The 16,793-nt window shown below is 40.2% G+C and carries 11 protein-coding genes; 3 read left to right on the top strand and 8 right to left on the bottom strand.

The features are described from left to right. The first annotated feature begins 81 nt into the window (after positions 1-81). Both PALI_RS17195 and PALI_RS17190 read left to right on the top strand, forming a co-directional pair. Positions 82-1,386, top strand: a complete 1,305-nt coding sequence (locus PALI_RS17195; RefSeq protein ID WP_193156839.1) for an NAD(P)/FAD-dependent oxidoreductase — start codon at positions 82-84, stop codon at positions 1,384-1,386. Positions 1,387-1,481: 95 nt separating this feature from the next. After that, positions 1,482-2,981 carry a phospholipase effector Tle1 domain-containing protein gene (locus tag PALI_RS17190; protein ID WP_193156838.1) on the top strand — a complete coding sequence of 500 codons (1,500 nt, stop codon included), beginning with the start codon at positions 1,482-1,484 and terminating at the stop codon, positions 2,979-2,981. A 120-nt stretch (positions 2,982-3,101) separates the two neighbouring features. On the opposite strand, the gene nagP is transcribed toward PALI_RS17190, so the two are convergent. From nagP to PALI_RS17155, 7 genes are all read right to left on the bottom strand, one after another. Then, the gene (nagP, locus tag PALI_RS17185) at positions 3,102-4,406 is read right to left on the bottom strand and encodes an N-acetylglucosamine MFS transporter NagP (RefSeq protein ID WP_193156837.1); all 1,305 of its coding nucleotides are present in this window, start codon (positions 4,404-4,406) and stop codon (positions 3,102-3,104) included. A 32-nt stretch (positions 4,407-4,438) separates the two neighbouring features. Next, positions 4,439-5,566 (bottom strand): N-acetylglucosamine-6-phosphate deacetylase, encoded by a 1,128-nt coding sequence (nagA, locus tag PALI_RS17180; protein WP_193156836.1) that lies wholly within the window; start codon positions 5,564-5,566, stop codon positions 4,439-4,441. Beyond that, complete coding sequence (nagB-II, locus tag PALI_RS17175; protein ID WP_193156835.1) at positions 5,567-6,565, bottom strand: glucosamine-6-phosphate deaminase NagB-II; 999 nt, start codon at positions 6,563-6,565, stop codon at positions 5,567-5,569. A gap of 2 nt (positions 6,566-6,567) precedes the next feature. Continuing rightward, positions 6,568-7,473: an N-acetylglucosamine kinase gene (nagK, locus tag PALI_RS17170; protein ID WP_193156834.1), complete on the bottom strand. Its 906-nt coding sequence runs from the start codon at positions 7,471-7,473 to the stop codon at positions 6,568-6,570. 493 nt (positions 7,474-7,966) lie between these two features. Beyond that, a complete protein-coding gene (locus PALI_RS17165; protein ID WP_193156833.1) occupies positions 7,967-10,660 on the bottom strand; it encodes a family 20 glycosylhydrolase in 2,694 nt (897 codons plus the stop codon). 21 nt (positions 10,661-10,681) lie between these two features. Further along, complete coding sequence (locus PALI_RS17160; protein WP_193156832.1) at positions 10,682-11,728, bottom strand: cupin-like domain-containing protein; 1,047 nt, start codon at positions 11,726-11,728, stop codon at positions 10,682-10,684. 393 nt (positions 11,729-12,121) lie between these two features. Next, complete coding sequence (locus PALI_RS17155) at positions 12,122-14,785, bottom strand: TonB-dependent receptor (RefSeq protein WP_138586508.1); 2,664 nt, start codon at positions 14,783-14,785, stop codon at positions 12,122-12,124. Between the two features lie 646 nt (positions 14,786-15,431). Here PALI_RS17155 and PALI_RS17150 point away from each other — a divergent pair. Then, positions 15,432-16,448 carry a LacI family DNA-binding transcriptional regulator gene (locus tag PALI_RS17150; protein ID WP_138586552.1) on the top strand — a complete coding sequence of 339 codons (1,017 nt, stop codon included), beginning with the start codon at positions 15,432-15,434 and terminating at the stop codon, positions 16,446-16,448. 60 nt (positions 16,449-16,508) lie between these two features. Here PALI_RS17150 and arfA read toward each other — a convergent pair whose 3' ends face one another. Next, a complete protein-coding gene (arfA, locus tag PALI_RS17145) occupies positions 16,509-16,709 on the bottom strand; it encodes a ribosome alternative rescue factor ArfA (protein WP_193156831.1) in 201 nt (66 codons plus the stop codon). Between the last annotated feature and the right edge of the window lie 84 nt (positions 16,710-16,793).

The raw sequence follows: 16,793 nt of genomic DNA, 5'->3' as shown, positions 1-16,793 counted from the left end.
AATTTTTGCGATACCCAAATAACCTTAAAACACTAAAAATAATACAGATTATTTGGGTATATTATTTTTAAGGGCAACGTTATGAGTATTACAATACCTAAAATCGTCGTTATTGGCGGTGGTGCTGGCGGATTAGAGCTTGCAACCCAACTTGGGCATAAACTAGGGAAAAAAAATCACGCAGATATACTGCTAATAGACAAGAATCGTACCCACATATGGAAGCCGTTACTGCACGAAGTAGCGACAGGCTCTATTGACCCCGATTTAGATGGCGTTGTGTATTCAGCCCATGCCGCAAAACATAATTATCGTTTTCAACTAGGAACGTTTTGCAATATAGACCAAAGCAATAAAAAAATTACCCTCTCCCCATTAAATGACGAGTTAGGCCACACCATTTTACCTGGCCGCACCGTACGCTACGATCACCTTGTTATTGCCATTGGCAGCGTAAGTAATGACTTTAATACGCCAGGTATAAAAGAGCACTGCTACTTTTTAGATTCAAGCCAACAAGCAGAGCGCTTTCAGCATTCGCTACTTGATAGCTTTACCCGCCTTCATCAAGACGACAACCAACAACAATCGCTTAATATCGCCATTGTAGGTGGCGGCGCTACGGGTGTTGAGCTCTCTGCTGAGCTTTACCATGTGTCGGAGCTATTAAAACTTTATGGCTTAACGAATATGTCCTCTAAACGTTTACATATTCATTTGATAGAAGCCGGCCCACGTATTTTGCCTGCATTACCTGAGCGCATAGCTACCAGCGCCAAACGCGAACTATTAAAACTTGGCGTAAATGTGCGCGAGCAAACTCAAGTAAAAGAAGGCACCGAACAAGGGTTTATCACCAAAGATGATGAACACATTGATGCCGATATTATGGTATGGGCGGCAGGTGTAAAAGCGCCTGATTTTATTAAAGACTTAGGTATTTTTGAGCTGACTCGTAGCAATCAAATTCAAGTAAACGAGTTTTTACAAAGCACCGTTGATAAGAGCATTTTTGTATTAGGCGATTGCTGCGCATTTACCCAAGCCGATGGCAAGCAAGTACCACCACGCGCACAATCGGCGCATCAAATGGCGCAGTGCGTTGAAAAAAACCTAATAGCCACATTGAAGCAGCAACCACTACGCGGCTTTAAATACAGCGATCATGGCTCGCTGGTTAACTTATCGAGCTACAGCACTGTGGGTAACTTAATGGGGAACCTCACCAGTAATACCTTTTTTATTGAAGGTAAAATTGCCCGCTTTATGTATATATCGCTTTATAGAATGCATCAACGCGCCATACACGGCAGCGCAAAAACCTTTGCATTATGGATAAGCGAAAAAGTACTACGTGTTGTGCGCCCAAAAATGAAATTACATTAAAGGCGGTTTAAATTAAAGACCGAGGGCGCTATCACTGTCTTTAATTTTTAACACGGTTTGTGTAGAGTATTTAAAACAAATAAAGGATTGGGGCTATGGCGGGAAAAACGCTAATTTTTAACTTTGACGGCACAGGTAATGAGCCTCGTGACGCAGAGCAATTTAGCTCAGAACACTTTAAAGAAGACGCCAGTATCTCTAATATCCTAAAATTGCACTTACTACTTGGCGGTAAGTTAGAAAACGCCACTACCACTGCATTTTCAAACCAACTTAGTTTTTACTACCAAGGTATTGGTACCAAAGGTAGCCACTTAAAGCGGGTACTAAATCAAACATTTGCGCCACGAAGTGACGATGTAGCTAGCATTTTAAATCAAGCTTTTAGTGATTTTAAAACTCATTACCAACGTGGCGACACACTACTTTTAACTGGTTTTAGCCGAGGTGCTGCGCTTGCTAGGCGATTTGCTAAATGCCTTGAACGCTTAATAAAGGAAAACGTTTATTTATGTGTATTTGATACCGTGGCCTCTATTGGCTTATCAAAAATAAATAAAGCGGCTTATGGCGCAGAGCATGTTATTTTTGAAAACCACACCATAGCAACAAACGTTACTCAAGCTCTGCACTGCGTAGCCCTTGATGAAAAAAGACGTGCGTTTGAACCCACACTTATGAATCATCAAAGTAATATTACTGAGCTGTGGTTTGCTGGCGCGCATTCTGATATTGGCGGCGGTTATTATCGCGATGGTTTAGCTGATATTTGCCTACGCTACGCCTTAGAATGGTTAATAGAGCAGCCGCTTAGTATATCTTTACTAACCAGTCATAGTATAGATTACGAAACATTACTACCTGATAGTAACTTAGTGGCGCAAGATGATGTTACCGTGATACCCGATCCACTTGCATTGAGTCATCAACAAAATTACTTTTGGTTTAACCCGCTGTTAAAATTAATAGACAGGGAATGCGCCGTATTACTAGATAACGAAACCAGCAGCCTTAAACCGCTCGTGCACCACAGCGTAGCTGAGCGTATTAATAAACTGACAAGCTATCGACCAGAGTCATTAAAAAAGCGGCAATATAAAATTAGTTACAGCGACAACAGCACGTTGAGTTTTATAGGGCTAAGCGCTCATATTGAGCTGGCTAATCAAAACATGAGTATGCTGAGTATTAACCAAAGCCAAGATGTAACCGTATTTGCCAGTGAGCACTACAATGCTACAGGCTTAATGCTTGAACTAGGTGCTACGTATCGCTTTGCACCCTACCCAAATCAATATTGGTTTGACGATGGTATAAAGTGCACACCATTAGGCTGGAGCCGCGATAATGTGCAACTTGGTGTAAAAGAAATCCCCATGGCAGTGCTTGAACCGTTTAGACGATTGCCTCACGCACAATGGTTTTCGTTAATAGGCGCTATAAATAAAAGCGACGATCATCTATTCGAAATAGCAGATGGCGCAGATATTAAAATCACTAAGTCAGGTGAGTTTTGTCCATTTGCAAACGACTTAAGCCGCTTTTATGGTGCGAATGCAGGTAAGGTAAAAATGAAAGTAACAAGATTGAGTTAGCTTATTTTCAGCTAGGCGTTTTTAAAACACACACTATTTAACCTGAACTCTGGTTATTTAATATGGTTATAAGCGCAAGGGCTTACTAGTTTGATCAGTAAGCCCTTGCTATTAAATGCGTTACTCAACCATCGCTTTTTTCATTTTATGGCCTTTAACGGCATAAAATAGAATAAATAAATAGCACGGGAGCATAACGGAGTACCCCATTTGTAACGAGCTTAAACCGCTTAATAATCCCCAAAACATAGGCCCAAACGCACCGCCCGCAATACCCATTACAAGCAACGCTGAGCCTGTACTGGTGAGTTTACCCATTCCTGATAGAGCAAGCGGAAACACAGCAGGCCATACAATCGCATTCGCTAAGCCTAAAAAAGCAATCATCAATAACACATCCGGTAATTGTACCCCACCTAATGGAACTAATACGGTATTAGCAATAATGCTTGATTGCGTGTCAACAAATAAAATAGCCAGCGTTAATATCACCCCTAACGTGGCTGAAATACTGAGTGCTTTTTGCTGCGAAATAAAGCGTGGGATCAAAGTGATCCCTAAAATATAACCCACAACCATACACACCATCGTATACGAGGTCATTACGCTATAGCCTTCAATCCCTAACGATAGCGCAAAAGTGCCAATTGTATCGCCCGCAATAACCTCAACAGCAACATAAACAAAAATAGCAATAACGCCTAATGCTAAATTAGGGTGCGATAACGTTTCTTTCACTTCGCTCAAAGAACTTGATGAGTTTTCTTCTTCTTTAGCAAGCTCTGGTAAAGGCGATTTTTTTACAGCGAGGGCAAGCACCCCAATAAACAGTGCCATGCCTAAATAAGGTAAAATAAGGCTGTTTGCCATCGAATCAATTTGGGTTTGCGATAACGCTTGCCCAACTGTGCCTGTAAAATTATTTAAAATAAGTGCGGTAAAAACCATAGGTGCAATAACACCTGCCCCTTTATTTAAAATCCCCATAATACTAATTCGAGCAGCTGCCGACTCTTCAGGGCCTAAACGTACAACATAAGGGTTAATTGCTGTTTGCAATAGCGTTTGGCCTGTTCCCATAACTAGTTGAGCTAATAAAAACAGTGGAAATATTTGTGATTTAGCCGCTGGAATAAACAACAATCCTGCAACCATCATAACCGTCATGCCTAACGCCATCCCATTCTTATAGCCGACCTTTTTAATCAACATTGCTGATGGAATAGCGGTAAAAGTAACAGCTATGTAAAACGAGAATAAAATAAGCGAGCCTTGAAACGGAGTTAACTTGAGTATTTGGCTTAAGTACGGCATTAATGAGCCATTTAACCATGTCGCAAACCCCAGTATAAAAAACAAAACCGCAATAATAGCCATGGGAACCACGCTACTTTGCTTAGATGTGTGTATAACATTTGTTGTCATGTTATTTTCCTTTAATTATATTTATTATATTTTTAAAAAAGCTGAGCACCGCCAATCCAAGTGCTAATTACCTGTTGTTGATTATTTAATTCTACAAAATTTGCAGGACTGCCTATTACTAATTGCCCCCACCCAGCAGGTAAATCAATGTACTTTGCAGGATACAAGCTAGCCATTTTGAGCGCTTCGGGTAACGAAACTTGCACATGTTGAACACAGTTTCTAACCGCGCTTGCCATATCTAAAACCGAGCCTGCGAGCTCTCCGGTGGTTGACGTTAATTTACCGTCTTGCAAATGTACTGTTCGGTCAAAAAAGGCGAACTCATGTTGATTTGTGCCCACTGGCGGCATTGCATCCGTTACTAAAAACACTCTACCTTGTGGCTTCGCTTTTAATGCCAGCCGACAAGATGCAAAGTCAACATGATGGCCGTCTACAATTAAACCGCAGTAAGTTTCATCATTAAGTAATGCGCAACCGACTACACCAGGCTCTCTGCCTTGAAAGGGTGACATTGCATTGTATAAATGCGTAAACCCTGTGGCACCGGCCTCAACAGCCTGTTGAGCTTGATTATACGTTGCGTTGGTATGGCCTAAACAAACCTGAATGCCCAGTCCGCGCATTTTACTAATATCATTGGGTAATACATTTTCAGGGGCGACAGTAACAATAACTTTGCCTAAATCTTGACGCGATAATATTTGCCATTCTTGATCAGAAATTGGGCGAATAAACTCAGCACTATGCGCACCTTTTTTTGCAACTGATAAATGTGGACCTTCAAAGTGCATACCTATGATGCCAGGCACTTTTTTTGCTATTGCCTGTGCTATTACATCAGCGGCTTGTTGCATTACCTCCACAGTGTCGGTAATTAATGTTGGTAGCATTGCTGTCGTTCCGTATTGCGCATGCGCTAACAGCATTTTTTTAATACCTGACAGTGTGCTCGTACGATTGAACAATACACCGCCACCGCCATTGACTTGTAAATCAATAAAGCCCGGCGCAACGAGGCCCTTTAACTTTTTATCGTACTTTTGCACATTGTCATCAATATCAACAATGATTGTATTTTCGATGGTGAACACTTTGTTGCTCTGCATTTGTTGCCCATCAAAAAATTGTGCTATATGAACGCGTTCGACTGACATTTATAACGTCCTTGTTACTTTTTTAAGCCCCTTAGGCTCATCAGGATTAAAGCCTCTACTTAGTGCGACCTTGGCTACGTCTAAATAAAAACGCTGTAAAATTAAAAATGGCGCTAAACGAGGGTGGATAACAATGTTATTTTGATTCAAATTAATGATCTCAGCCCCTCGTTGCGTAACTTCGTCTATTTGTTGCTGATGTGAGGTTGCCGTTTCGTCATCAACAGCACAGTTTAAAATAACCAATCCTTGTTCGACGAGTGTCACCGGACCATGCAAAAATTCGGCACTACTGAATGCTTCTGCATGAATTGCACATACTTCTTTTAATTTTAAAGCCATTTCTTTGGAGATAGAAAATCCTAACCCACGCGCAAGTACCACCATATTACTTACTTTGGCAAATGCAGGCGGAGTCAGTTGCGCGGGCGAATCAATCATTGTGTTAAGCGCTTGTGGCAGCTCATTTAATGCATTAATTAAGGACTGATTTTGCGTCCAATTAGCGACAATATGAACTAAAGCAGAGAGCGTTGCTAAGTAACTTTTAGTCGCCGCGACAGAAATTTCGTCGCCGGCTTTAAGCGGCACAAAATCATCAACAATATCTTGTAATGGAGACTCTTCATCGTTAACAAGAGCAATACAATAAGCACCTGATTTTTTAGCCATTTTTGCTTGGGCAATAATATCGGGGCTGCGTCCTGATTGTGAAATAACAATCACTAAGGCATCTTGCAACTTTATTGATTTACCATAAATGCTGGCCACCGATGGCGCAGCTGAACTCACTGGAATACCCGCTTCAATTTCAATTAAATATTTACCAAACACACCGGCATGATCAGATGAACCTCGACCAATAATCATGACCATTTTTGGGGCTATATCGCGAAGCTTTTGGCCTATTTTTTCGACTAAAGGTTGGTTTGCAATTAACTGTTTTTTAATTACATGGGGAGTTTGCGCCGCTTCTTTTTCCATCAACGTTTGAAACATTATCATTCCTGCCTAGTGTTGTTAATTTGCTGCTTAGCATAAAGTACCGCGCCCATTTCTGGTGCTGACAAAGGCGCTGCTAATTTACTTTTTATATCGCTATCTAACCAAGTGGTTATCGATTCAGATAAGCCGCCAATAAATGAAATTCTTGGTGGGTTTTGCTTTAATAATTCGCGTGCTATATCGCTGATATAATTTGCACCGTCTTTAATAATATCGATTGCTGCGGCATCATTTTGCTGTGCAGATTTAAAAACACATGCTGCTAATTGTGCAAAATAAGCTGCTGGTTTGTTCGCTATTAATTCAACCAATTGCACTGCATTACTTACCTTTAAATGAGCCAACACTTGCGTGGTTAAAAGACTACTGGGCACTAACTTATCAAGTTCCATAAGCGCATGCTGGCAAGCAACAAAGCCTACCCATGCGCCACTCCCTTTATCGCCATGCGGGAAACCATGCCCACCAAGCATAAAAGCATGCCCATTTACGTATGAAAATCCACATGAACCAGTGCCTGCAATTATAACGGCGCCATCTTCGCCTTGATGAGCCCCCATACACGCAATAAGCAAATCGGTAGTTAGGTACATTTTTTTAAACGGAGAATGCCATTGATTCATTTGAGTCAATAAACTGGGTAAATTTACACCCGCTAAACCAATGCCTGCCGTAATTTCTGATAAGGAAATATCAGCTAAACCTGCATCTTGTAGCGCTAAACGCGCGGATTGCTCTATTGATGCTGTTGCTTGTGTAAAACCATGTAAAGGATTTCCAGGCCCTGCTATACCCTCGCCTAGAACGTCATTCGATTCATTAACAATAATTGCCCTACATTTAGTACCGCCGCCATCGATCCCCATAAAGAGTTTATTTTTATTAATATTGTCTGTGATCATGTTTGCCTCTTACCTTATTCGACCATGCTGCGTAAATACTCTAAATAACCTGAACTGCGGCTAATAAAACAATTTCTATCGTAATTTAGTAATCTTATACTAGCACAAATGACAGCGTTGTCATTAAATTATTTACATATAAATAACTTTTTATATGGCTTCCATTAATGTATTTTTCACCCGAGGGCGTGTTGACCTTTGTGGATTGAAATTTGTTCAATCTAGGGGCGATTTAATCGCGGCGCGAGTTTGTAATCGAGTGGGCTCGGTAGCTGCTCCTGCGTTACTCTAATGGCTTCCATCCCTGTAAGAATAAGTAAAAATCGAGCAACAAAGAGTTAATCGTCTCTAGACGAGCTCAAAGGGCTGCGGATGTTTGGCATTCATGCTGCGTTATCGCCTATTTATGGGAAATAACCACACACCATAGACTCTGCCTTGCTTAAATATCAAACAGCCTGCTGCAAAATTAATCACGAAAGGTCAACACACCCTAAGGGTGCGCAACCTTTAATGCTCTACCAAAGCGATTACCCGAGATAGTTTTAGCACGCACCCATATATCAGCGTCCACTTTTACAGGCTGCTTATAGTCACTCCATTGACCATCGACTGTTTTGTATTCAATCAAAAAGCCTGGATAGGCAAGATTGGCAAAAAGCGTGCTTTTTACTATCTGCGCTCCTACATTTGGAATACGAAAATGAATATTTTCAGCCTCTAACTTAGCAAATTCTTTTAGTCCCAAGGTAGCCGAAAACGTTTGCCATTTAAAATCACGAAGCTGTGCTAACTGCTTTGTAAAGCGGTCACTATTTTGACTATAAACAAAACCATTATAGTTATAAGGCACTGACCAACTTGCTTTATGCCAAGCGCGCTCTGCGAGTGACAGTAAACGCGGAAACAATTTATATTCAGCCATATTATTGGTGCGAGTATTCTCACTCCATAATTGTCCTTGAATACCTAAAACGTGCTTATTCGCAATTAATGGCGCAGATTTAATATTTCCAGCTTCATCTAACTTAAGTGTATCGTCTGCTACGTAAGGATTATCTTCTCTATCAAGCCAAAACTCTGCATGCACAGGCAGGTTATCAGGCATAAATTGAAATACTTTTTCAGTATTTATATGGCGCGAACCCCAATAATAACCGGGCTCTTTAGGGTCTGCTTCATAAGGAAAGTCAAAGTATAAAACATCAGGGTTTGATAATACCACTTGCCAATCTTGGTTCACAAACTGATGGGCTAGCTGGTGACCATTCCACATTAATAAGCCCCAACTATTTGCTTGCACTACCGCTGGCATATTGTGTAAATTAGTATGAGATAAACCATCGCTCCACGCCGCAGTTTCAATATCCATACTCTCAAGCATATTTGCTATGCGCTCAATAAAGTGACTTCCCAACTGACTTAGCTTAGTAATGCCAGAATCATTATTTTTTATATACTGGGCACACGCTGGCGATGAAACCCAAGCCCCTGCGGTTTCATCGGCACCAATATGGTAACGGGTTAAAGGGTGTTTAGCCTCACTATGAATTGCTTTAACTTGCTGCATTACTTCATTAATAAATGCATAAGAAGACTCTAAACACACATTAATAGTGTTGTCGTTGTAATATTGCACAGACGAATATTGCGTAGTGTCAGACGGATCATGTAATAAAAATTGCTCCGCTTTTAGCGTGTCGCCTTGCTTTAGGTATTTATTATAACGAGCCGTCATCGATTTAATTGCTGCGCGAGAATGCCCTGGCATATCTAATGAAGGAATAACTTGAATATGGCGCGCACTCGCCGCTTTGAGGATTTCTTGATAGTCAGCCACAGAATAAAAACCATTCGCTTCACTCGACGCATCGACACCCGCCCCTAGTTGTGGCAGTAAACATTGTTGCTCTGTTTTATCAAAACAGCGCTTTGATCCCACTTGTGTTAATTCAGGCAATGAAGGGATCGCTAAGCGCCAGCCTTCGTCGTCACCTAAATGCAAATGGAGTTTATTGAGTTTGTAGGCTCCCATTTGATCGAGTAACTTTAAAATAAAGTTTTTATCGCGAAAGTTACGCGCTACATCAACTAAAATCCCTCTAAATTGGTAATGAGGTAAATCTTTAACGTCACCAACAGGCAAGGTATCACTTGCTACTTTATATAAACTCGCAAGGCTCTGAATGGCATAAAAAATTCCCGACTCATCAACCGCATTAATATCTATCGCATCGGCTTTAATCGCTAACTGATAACTTCCTTGCGGATCAGTGCTATTGGCGACTAAATGCAGATTAACATCAATCGCCAATGCGCTGTTTGTACGTTTTATGCCTAGTTTTTCAAGACGATTAATAGCTGCAGTCACTTTGTTTTTATTAACATTATTGAAGTTAAAGTGTAGCCCTTCACTAATATTAAGTGTGCGCGTACTACTAAACTTAGAATAGCTAGGCGTAGGGATGATTTGCTGTGCAATAACACCGGTTGATTGCTGGTTTTGTGTGAGATAAGACGAAAAATCATATTTTTTATTTCGCTCATATAAACGCTCAGCGGTTAACCTTTGTGTTTTATCATTTTTAGTGCGTTTGAACTGGCGCTCAGTATCAGTATACGGCATAACAAAAGGTAATAACTCTAGCCCCGTATCTTCATCGATAATGGCTTTGGTGCTATTAACAACTTTTGCATAGTCGTTATTGTTAACCACGATGTAGTTAGGCATTGCATCTGTTTCTGACAACGACCAAAAATCGGCATAAAAAGTAATGACCTTTGTTTCATTTGTTTTAAAGCCCGTAAATTTGTCGGTTGGCTCTATAACATGTAAGTCACCATTGACGTGATTAATTGTAAACTCTTCGCTTTCAATACTCTGAATGGGCGTAATATGACTAAAGTAAATTTTCCACTGCGTAGAATTAATTGCTTTATGGGTACTCAAACGTAAATTAGCTTTATAACAATTGCCCCCTTCCACTTGCTGGTCACATTGTGCCGAGGGCCGGTTATCCACCTGTTGGTATTTAATTTCTAAGCTTTGCGCAATGGTATCAATGGCTGCGTTAGTTGCAGGGCTCAATTTAGTGCTTTGTTTTTGCTGTCTACTTTCGGTATTACTCTGACAGGCACTCACACTGAGTGCCATGCAACAAACAACTAATAATAATTTCATCGACATACGTTATCTCACTGTACTTAATTAGCTCAACTGCTTGATAAGCCATTGCTTAACTTGCACTCTTTGTTGATCTGTTAAGGTATTTAAAATCCCTTTAAATTGATCGGGAATATGTTGGTTTTGTACTGGGTCGTAATCAAATACTTGATAATTAAAAAAGGCTTGCCATGCTTTTTTTTGTGCTTTGGGTAAATCGCGAATCGTCAATATTGCCAGCAACATGGCATCCATTGGCACAGGCTCATCAGTATGAGTAATTGATCCACCTGACCAATAATTTACCAGCATATTAATGCCACTTAACGCTTCAACATGATGCCACCAAAGCGTAGGAATAAATAACGCATCCCCAGGCTCTAACTCAGCAATTAGCGCATCATTTAATGCCTCTTTAAATTTAGGAAACTTAATAAAATCGGGATCATCTAAATTTACCATTGAAACAGGTGCCCCTGCGGGGGTATGTTCCAGCGAGCCAATATATAAATTAGCAATTTGATGTGGAGGAAATAAGGTAACTTTACGTTTACCCGCCACTACACAGGCAATATTCTCAGCGTCATCATAATGAGCGACTACGGTAGATTGATTTCCAAGCCAAAATCGTGGTTGTGGATTATCAGAAAACAGCGCCATGCTATGCTGAGGTACAAATTCATTAAAGTAATCAGCAACGGGAGCACTTTGAATTGCCACTGCACCGGCTTGATTATTTTGCTCAATGCTTTGCGCGTTTGTGCACAATAACTGCAAAAAATGCGCATAACTGGCTATTTTTCGATTAAAGTTAAACCCATTTAATGCTTCATTATACGAAAAGTGGGGGTTTGCGCAGGGCTTAATTTCAGCCATCCTGACATCACCTCCTACGTATAAACTACTCAAATACTCTAACCATGTGGGCAATTGAGCTGGAGGTATCTTTTCGTCTTTTTTCGCTTTTTTAACAATAGGCCAATCGTTCACTAAGCCCTTTAAAATAGCAGGCTCGGCTAGTGGAGCAATTTCATTACGAAACAGTGTTGGCGTTACGTTATGCCATATAGCTACATGTTTTAGAGCACGCATAATTTAATACCCACAATCACAAATGAATTAATTTAATTAACCTGAACTCTGGTTAAGAGATTTTCAGTGAAAACAAGGCGAATTTACGCGTCAATAACTGGCCTATTGCCAGTAAATTCAACGCAGTTAGCGCTGAAAATAGCTGCTCGAAATAGATTTATTATCCAGCGTTCAGGTTAAGTAACTAATACCAATCTGCTTATATATGGGGTCTATTTAACGTTAAGAAAATTACGCTAGAACTAGGCAAAAATTTTTGTATCTAGTTGTTCTAAATAAAAAATTTTTAACGACGTTATAGTGTAATTTAATTCGTTAAATTGATCAAAGATTTATGCAGTTTGGTATAAAAGCCGAGTTAAACTCGGCTTTTAGTTACACTACTTTACTAACTTAAAAATTAACTCTTATACCCGCAACATATCGACGTCCATTTGAATAAATCGACATAATTCGCTCTTCGTTAGTATTGTATTCAACAATCTCTTCGTCAGTTAAATTAACCGCTTCTAAGGTTAAAGTAACGTACTGGTTGACGTTATAAGATGCGCTAGCGTCCCACTGACCAAAACTGTCATTAAATAGCTCATCACCATTAAAGTGCAGACCTTTATACCAATCACTGCGGAAGTTATACATAATACGTGCTTGATAATCGTCGTTTTCATAAAACGCCATAAGGTTAAGCATGTTTTTTGAGGTGCCTTCAACTAAACCAGTGCCTGCTTTGCTAATATCGCGTTCTTCATCCGCACTCGCATCTGTGTAGGTATAGTTTGCCGAAACCCCAAAACCACCAAAGTCATGTTGTAAGCCAAGTTCAATACCTTGGATTGAACCACCGAGACCATTACCAGGCTGAGCAAAATCAACAGGAACAAATACATCGTTTTCTTGATCGTAGCGGTCTTCAGTCACGGTTACCGTTGAACGCAAAGAGCTTAAATCTTTAGCAAAATAAGCCACTGACAACATTGAAGCATCGTCGTAGTACCATTCCCACGAAAGATCGAATTGGTTTGCAATCGTTGGAGCAAGATTTGGATTACCTCTGCTCCCCGTTCCTCGGCCGCCCGTTAACGATCCAAATGTTTCTGAAGATGAAATATCGGCCCAATTTTGACGAGCCATTACGCGCGCAGCGCCGACACGAAACACTTGCTCATCCGTTAAATCAAAGGCGATATTAAAGCTAGGTAAAAACTCTGAATAATCGTTATCTTGGCTCACCCAGTTTAATACTTTAGGTGTTAACCAATCACCATTAATTGTATTTAAACCCCATGAATCACCTGAGAACTCGTACCCATACGATGTTTGATCTGTGCTCACATGGCGCAAACCCACATTACCTCTGTAACCGTCACCCGAAAAATCACCTTGCACATACAGCGCTAAAATATCTTCTTTTACTTCCCAAATTTCGGCTAAATTATCATGAATTGCATACGCAGCTGACACACCATTTAAGCCATTAAAAGCAATATCTTCCATTAATCCGCGATTATGTGAAACCTGTTGAGTAATATTACCCGTTACACCCGCATCGATTGAAATTGCACCGTTAGCGTCTAAACCACACGCAGCAAGTGTTGGACAGCTATCAAAAATATGATCTAAATAATGATCTGAATCAGGGCCACCGTCCGCAAAAGGAGCATGCCAGCTATAAGCATGACGACCTTGAGTACGCTCTGCTTGGCGATATTTTACGCCTGTTTTAATTGCTGTGAATGGGCCAAACTCAACATCAAATGTTAAATCGGCTTGTGCAAATGTTTCTTCATCCGTCGTCGGTTTAGCACCACCCCAAATCCAACCCGCCGCAAAGTTATTTCCATCAGCTGGATTAACGCCCACATTAACATTCGGTGTACCCGTTAAGTCATATTCATAGCCTGCGCCTACAGCGACATATTCCCATGACGTTTCTCGATACGTGCCGCCCTTAGCTTCTGTTCTACCTAATTCAACATTTAGGCTGTACCCATCACCTTGATAATCTACGTCTAAATGCAGCTGATCTGTTTGCGTACTTGAAACACGGTTAATAAAGTTATAGGCATAATTACCACCTGCACTTGATGCTAAAATAGCCCCGTTTTCAATTTTTGTTGCGTTAGCAATAATCTCTGCACGGTCACCAAAAGCGAAGTTAATTAAATTTGAATTTTGATTATCAACATCCATTTTTGAATCAAGGTAGTTAAGTGTCATTAACAAGCTATCGGTAGGTGCATATTGCAACGTCGCAAAAATAGTTTCACGCTCGCGGCTTTGTACAAATTTAGGTGCACCAATGTTGCGAGGGACGCTGTACTTATCATCGGCACTTTCAACCCAACCCAGAACTTCAAAACCTTGACGCTCTAAATTACGTTCTTGTTTTACCGCCGAGACCATAACACCAAAACTCTCATCCTCATTTTTCCATGAGTACATACCCGCCAGTTGAGGGTCTGTTTCTTCAGAGGTTTCTGAGTATTGCCCTTCAAGCGATAAACTTACAGAATTAGCATCCATTTCCAATGGGCGACGCGTTCGCAGTACGATCGTTCCACCAATTGAGCCTTCATCAATACTTGCCACCGGTGATTTATTCACCTCTAAGCTTTTAACAATAACCGAAGGCAACATGGTGTAGTTAAAGCTGCGGTTGGCTTCATCGAGAATAAACCAATCTGCGGTGCCTACCGTTTGTCCATTTAATAAAGTACGGTTGTATTTAGGTCCAGCGCCACGAATACTTACTTTTTCGCCTTCACCAAACTCACGGCTTACGGCAACGCCTGTAATACGTGAAAGCGTTTCAGCTACATTTTTATCAGGAAACTTGCCAATATCTTCAGAAGTGATGACGTCAGAAACATTAGACGAAAAACGCTTAGCATTAATGTTCTCTTTAAGGGAACTGCGGATCCCTTTAACCTCAATAACCTCTATATCACTTTCAGCTACCGAAGAAACTTGCTCTGCTGCCATTGCTGAAGTGCCACTTGTGAGGATTAAGGCTATCGAGCTTGCTAGCATCCCCTTTTTAAAGATTGATTTTGACATTGCTTTTCCCTTTACCGTAATTATTAAAATAGTTATAAAGCTAATTAACCAGTGTGTGGCTGGTTAATTTGTTAATGACAACGCTGTCTTTTAGGTGACAACGCTGTCATGGGTGGTAGAACTTTACCCCCTTTTTATTTTTTTTGCTACACCAACGAACAAAAAAAACACAACTCGTTTACATAAAAAACAAAATGGAAAAGCTAATCCTCTGTATTAGAATAACTTTTATACTTTTTTAAGTTTATGTATATTTCAGAAATAAACGAGTGTAGAGATTGAAATTGATACTTACTCAGACCACGAGCAATTTATTCTCAACGCGAAATGCATAACCTAATGAGGTCAATTCGTTGTTGTTGACATTTATTGCTGACCCCTAATTAATACCAATTTTATTAAAAACATGATCATTGTAGCGTATTAAAGAACTCACTAACGACGTTAAAAATTATTTACATAGAACAACTATGTATCATAATTTTAGCCTTGTTATTGCGCTATTTTCTTATCGCTATAATAGATCACTAATTTAATGCAATTGGTATAAAAAACGGACACTGGCTATTTACCTTCAATAAAGTATTGATGAAACGAAATAAAATCAATACTCTACAAACCTAGTTTGAACAGGTAACTTAACTTTATGAAAACCACTATTAATGACGTAGCAAAACATGCCGGCGTATCAATAAAAACCGTCTCGCGTGTAATTAATAACGAAACGTCAGTTCGCGATCACACCCGAGAAAAAGTAATGGTCTCTGTTAATGAGTTAAACTATCATCCTAACTTAGCAGCCAGAAGCTTAGCGGGTACAAAGTCTTACAGCATTGCCTATATATATGATAATCCAAATGCTTATTACATAATCGATATGCAAAATGGGATATTAAACGCGTGTAAAAAGCACGGATTCGAATTACTGATCCATCCATGTAACGCAAAAGAAGAACGAATTATTGACGAGATCACGAGTATGGTTAAACATACGCGGATTGCAGGCGTGATGTTAACGCCGCCTTTTTCTGAAATGCCTCTATTTGTAGAAAAGCTCGCACAGCTTGATGTAAAAATAGTGCGTGTTTTGTCTGGCAATACCGCACCAGACAATCTTACCCCCTGCATTATGATAGACGACAAACTTGCCTCTAAAACAATTACAGAACACCTAATTACAAATGGCCATAAACGTATCGGTTTTTTAGCCGGTGGCGCAGAGCATAATTCAACAAAAGAGCGGCTTGAAGGCTATAAAGACGCACTACAACAACACAACATCAATATAGATAAACGCCTTATTGTTGCGGGTGAATATTCATTCGAATCAGGAGTAGAAGGCGCTAAAACATTAATAGCCCTGACAGATAAACCCACTGCTATTGTGTCATGTAATGATGAAATTGCAGCCGGCGCACTTTTTGCTGCAAGACTATTAAATATTGATATACCAGAGCAGTTATCAATAACGGGGTTTGAAAATAGCCCATTCTCACGTCAAACCTGGCCTAAATTAACAACGGCAAACCAACCAAACGATAAAATAGCCGAAGATGCTGCCAATTTATTAATTGCACAAATACGCAACGGGGATGATCGCGACATAGTCAAAAAATATATCCCAGAGCTTATCGTGCGTGATTCCACTACACAAATAAACTAGACCCGAAAAGCCGTTAACATGCACGGTTTTCAGTTAAAAATCCTATTTGATCGTTGCTATTTAAGCCGCGATTAAATAGGACTCTTGTCCTGAATGTTTACTACCACGTTTAAATGAACCTTTGCCTTTTTTAGCTTTAACCACTTGTGGTTTGAATAATTTAGAGGTTACTAATGCTGCTAGTGCATTGTGATTTATTACACCTCGGCCAGTCTCGACTGCACTGTTGCTTGGTGTTTTCATTTTAGATTTTTTAGCCATATTTTTTCCTACGTTTAATAATATTGGTACTACTGAGATGGCGATTGTAGACGTAATTTTCAACCGCGCAAGCAATTTTTAGCG

The sequence above is a fragment of the Pseudoalteromonas aliena SW19 genome, from assembly GCF_014905615.1.
Lineage (GTDB): Bacteria > Pseudomonadota > Gammaproteobacteria > Enterobacterales > Alteromonadaceae > Pseudoalteromonas > Pseudoalteromonas aliena.
Note: the sequence above shows the minus strand (reverse complement) of the source record. Positions and strands in the feature narration are given on the sequence as shown.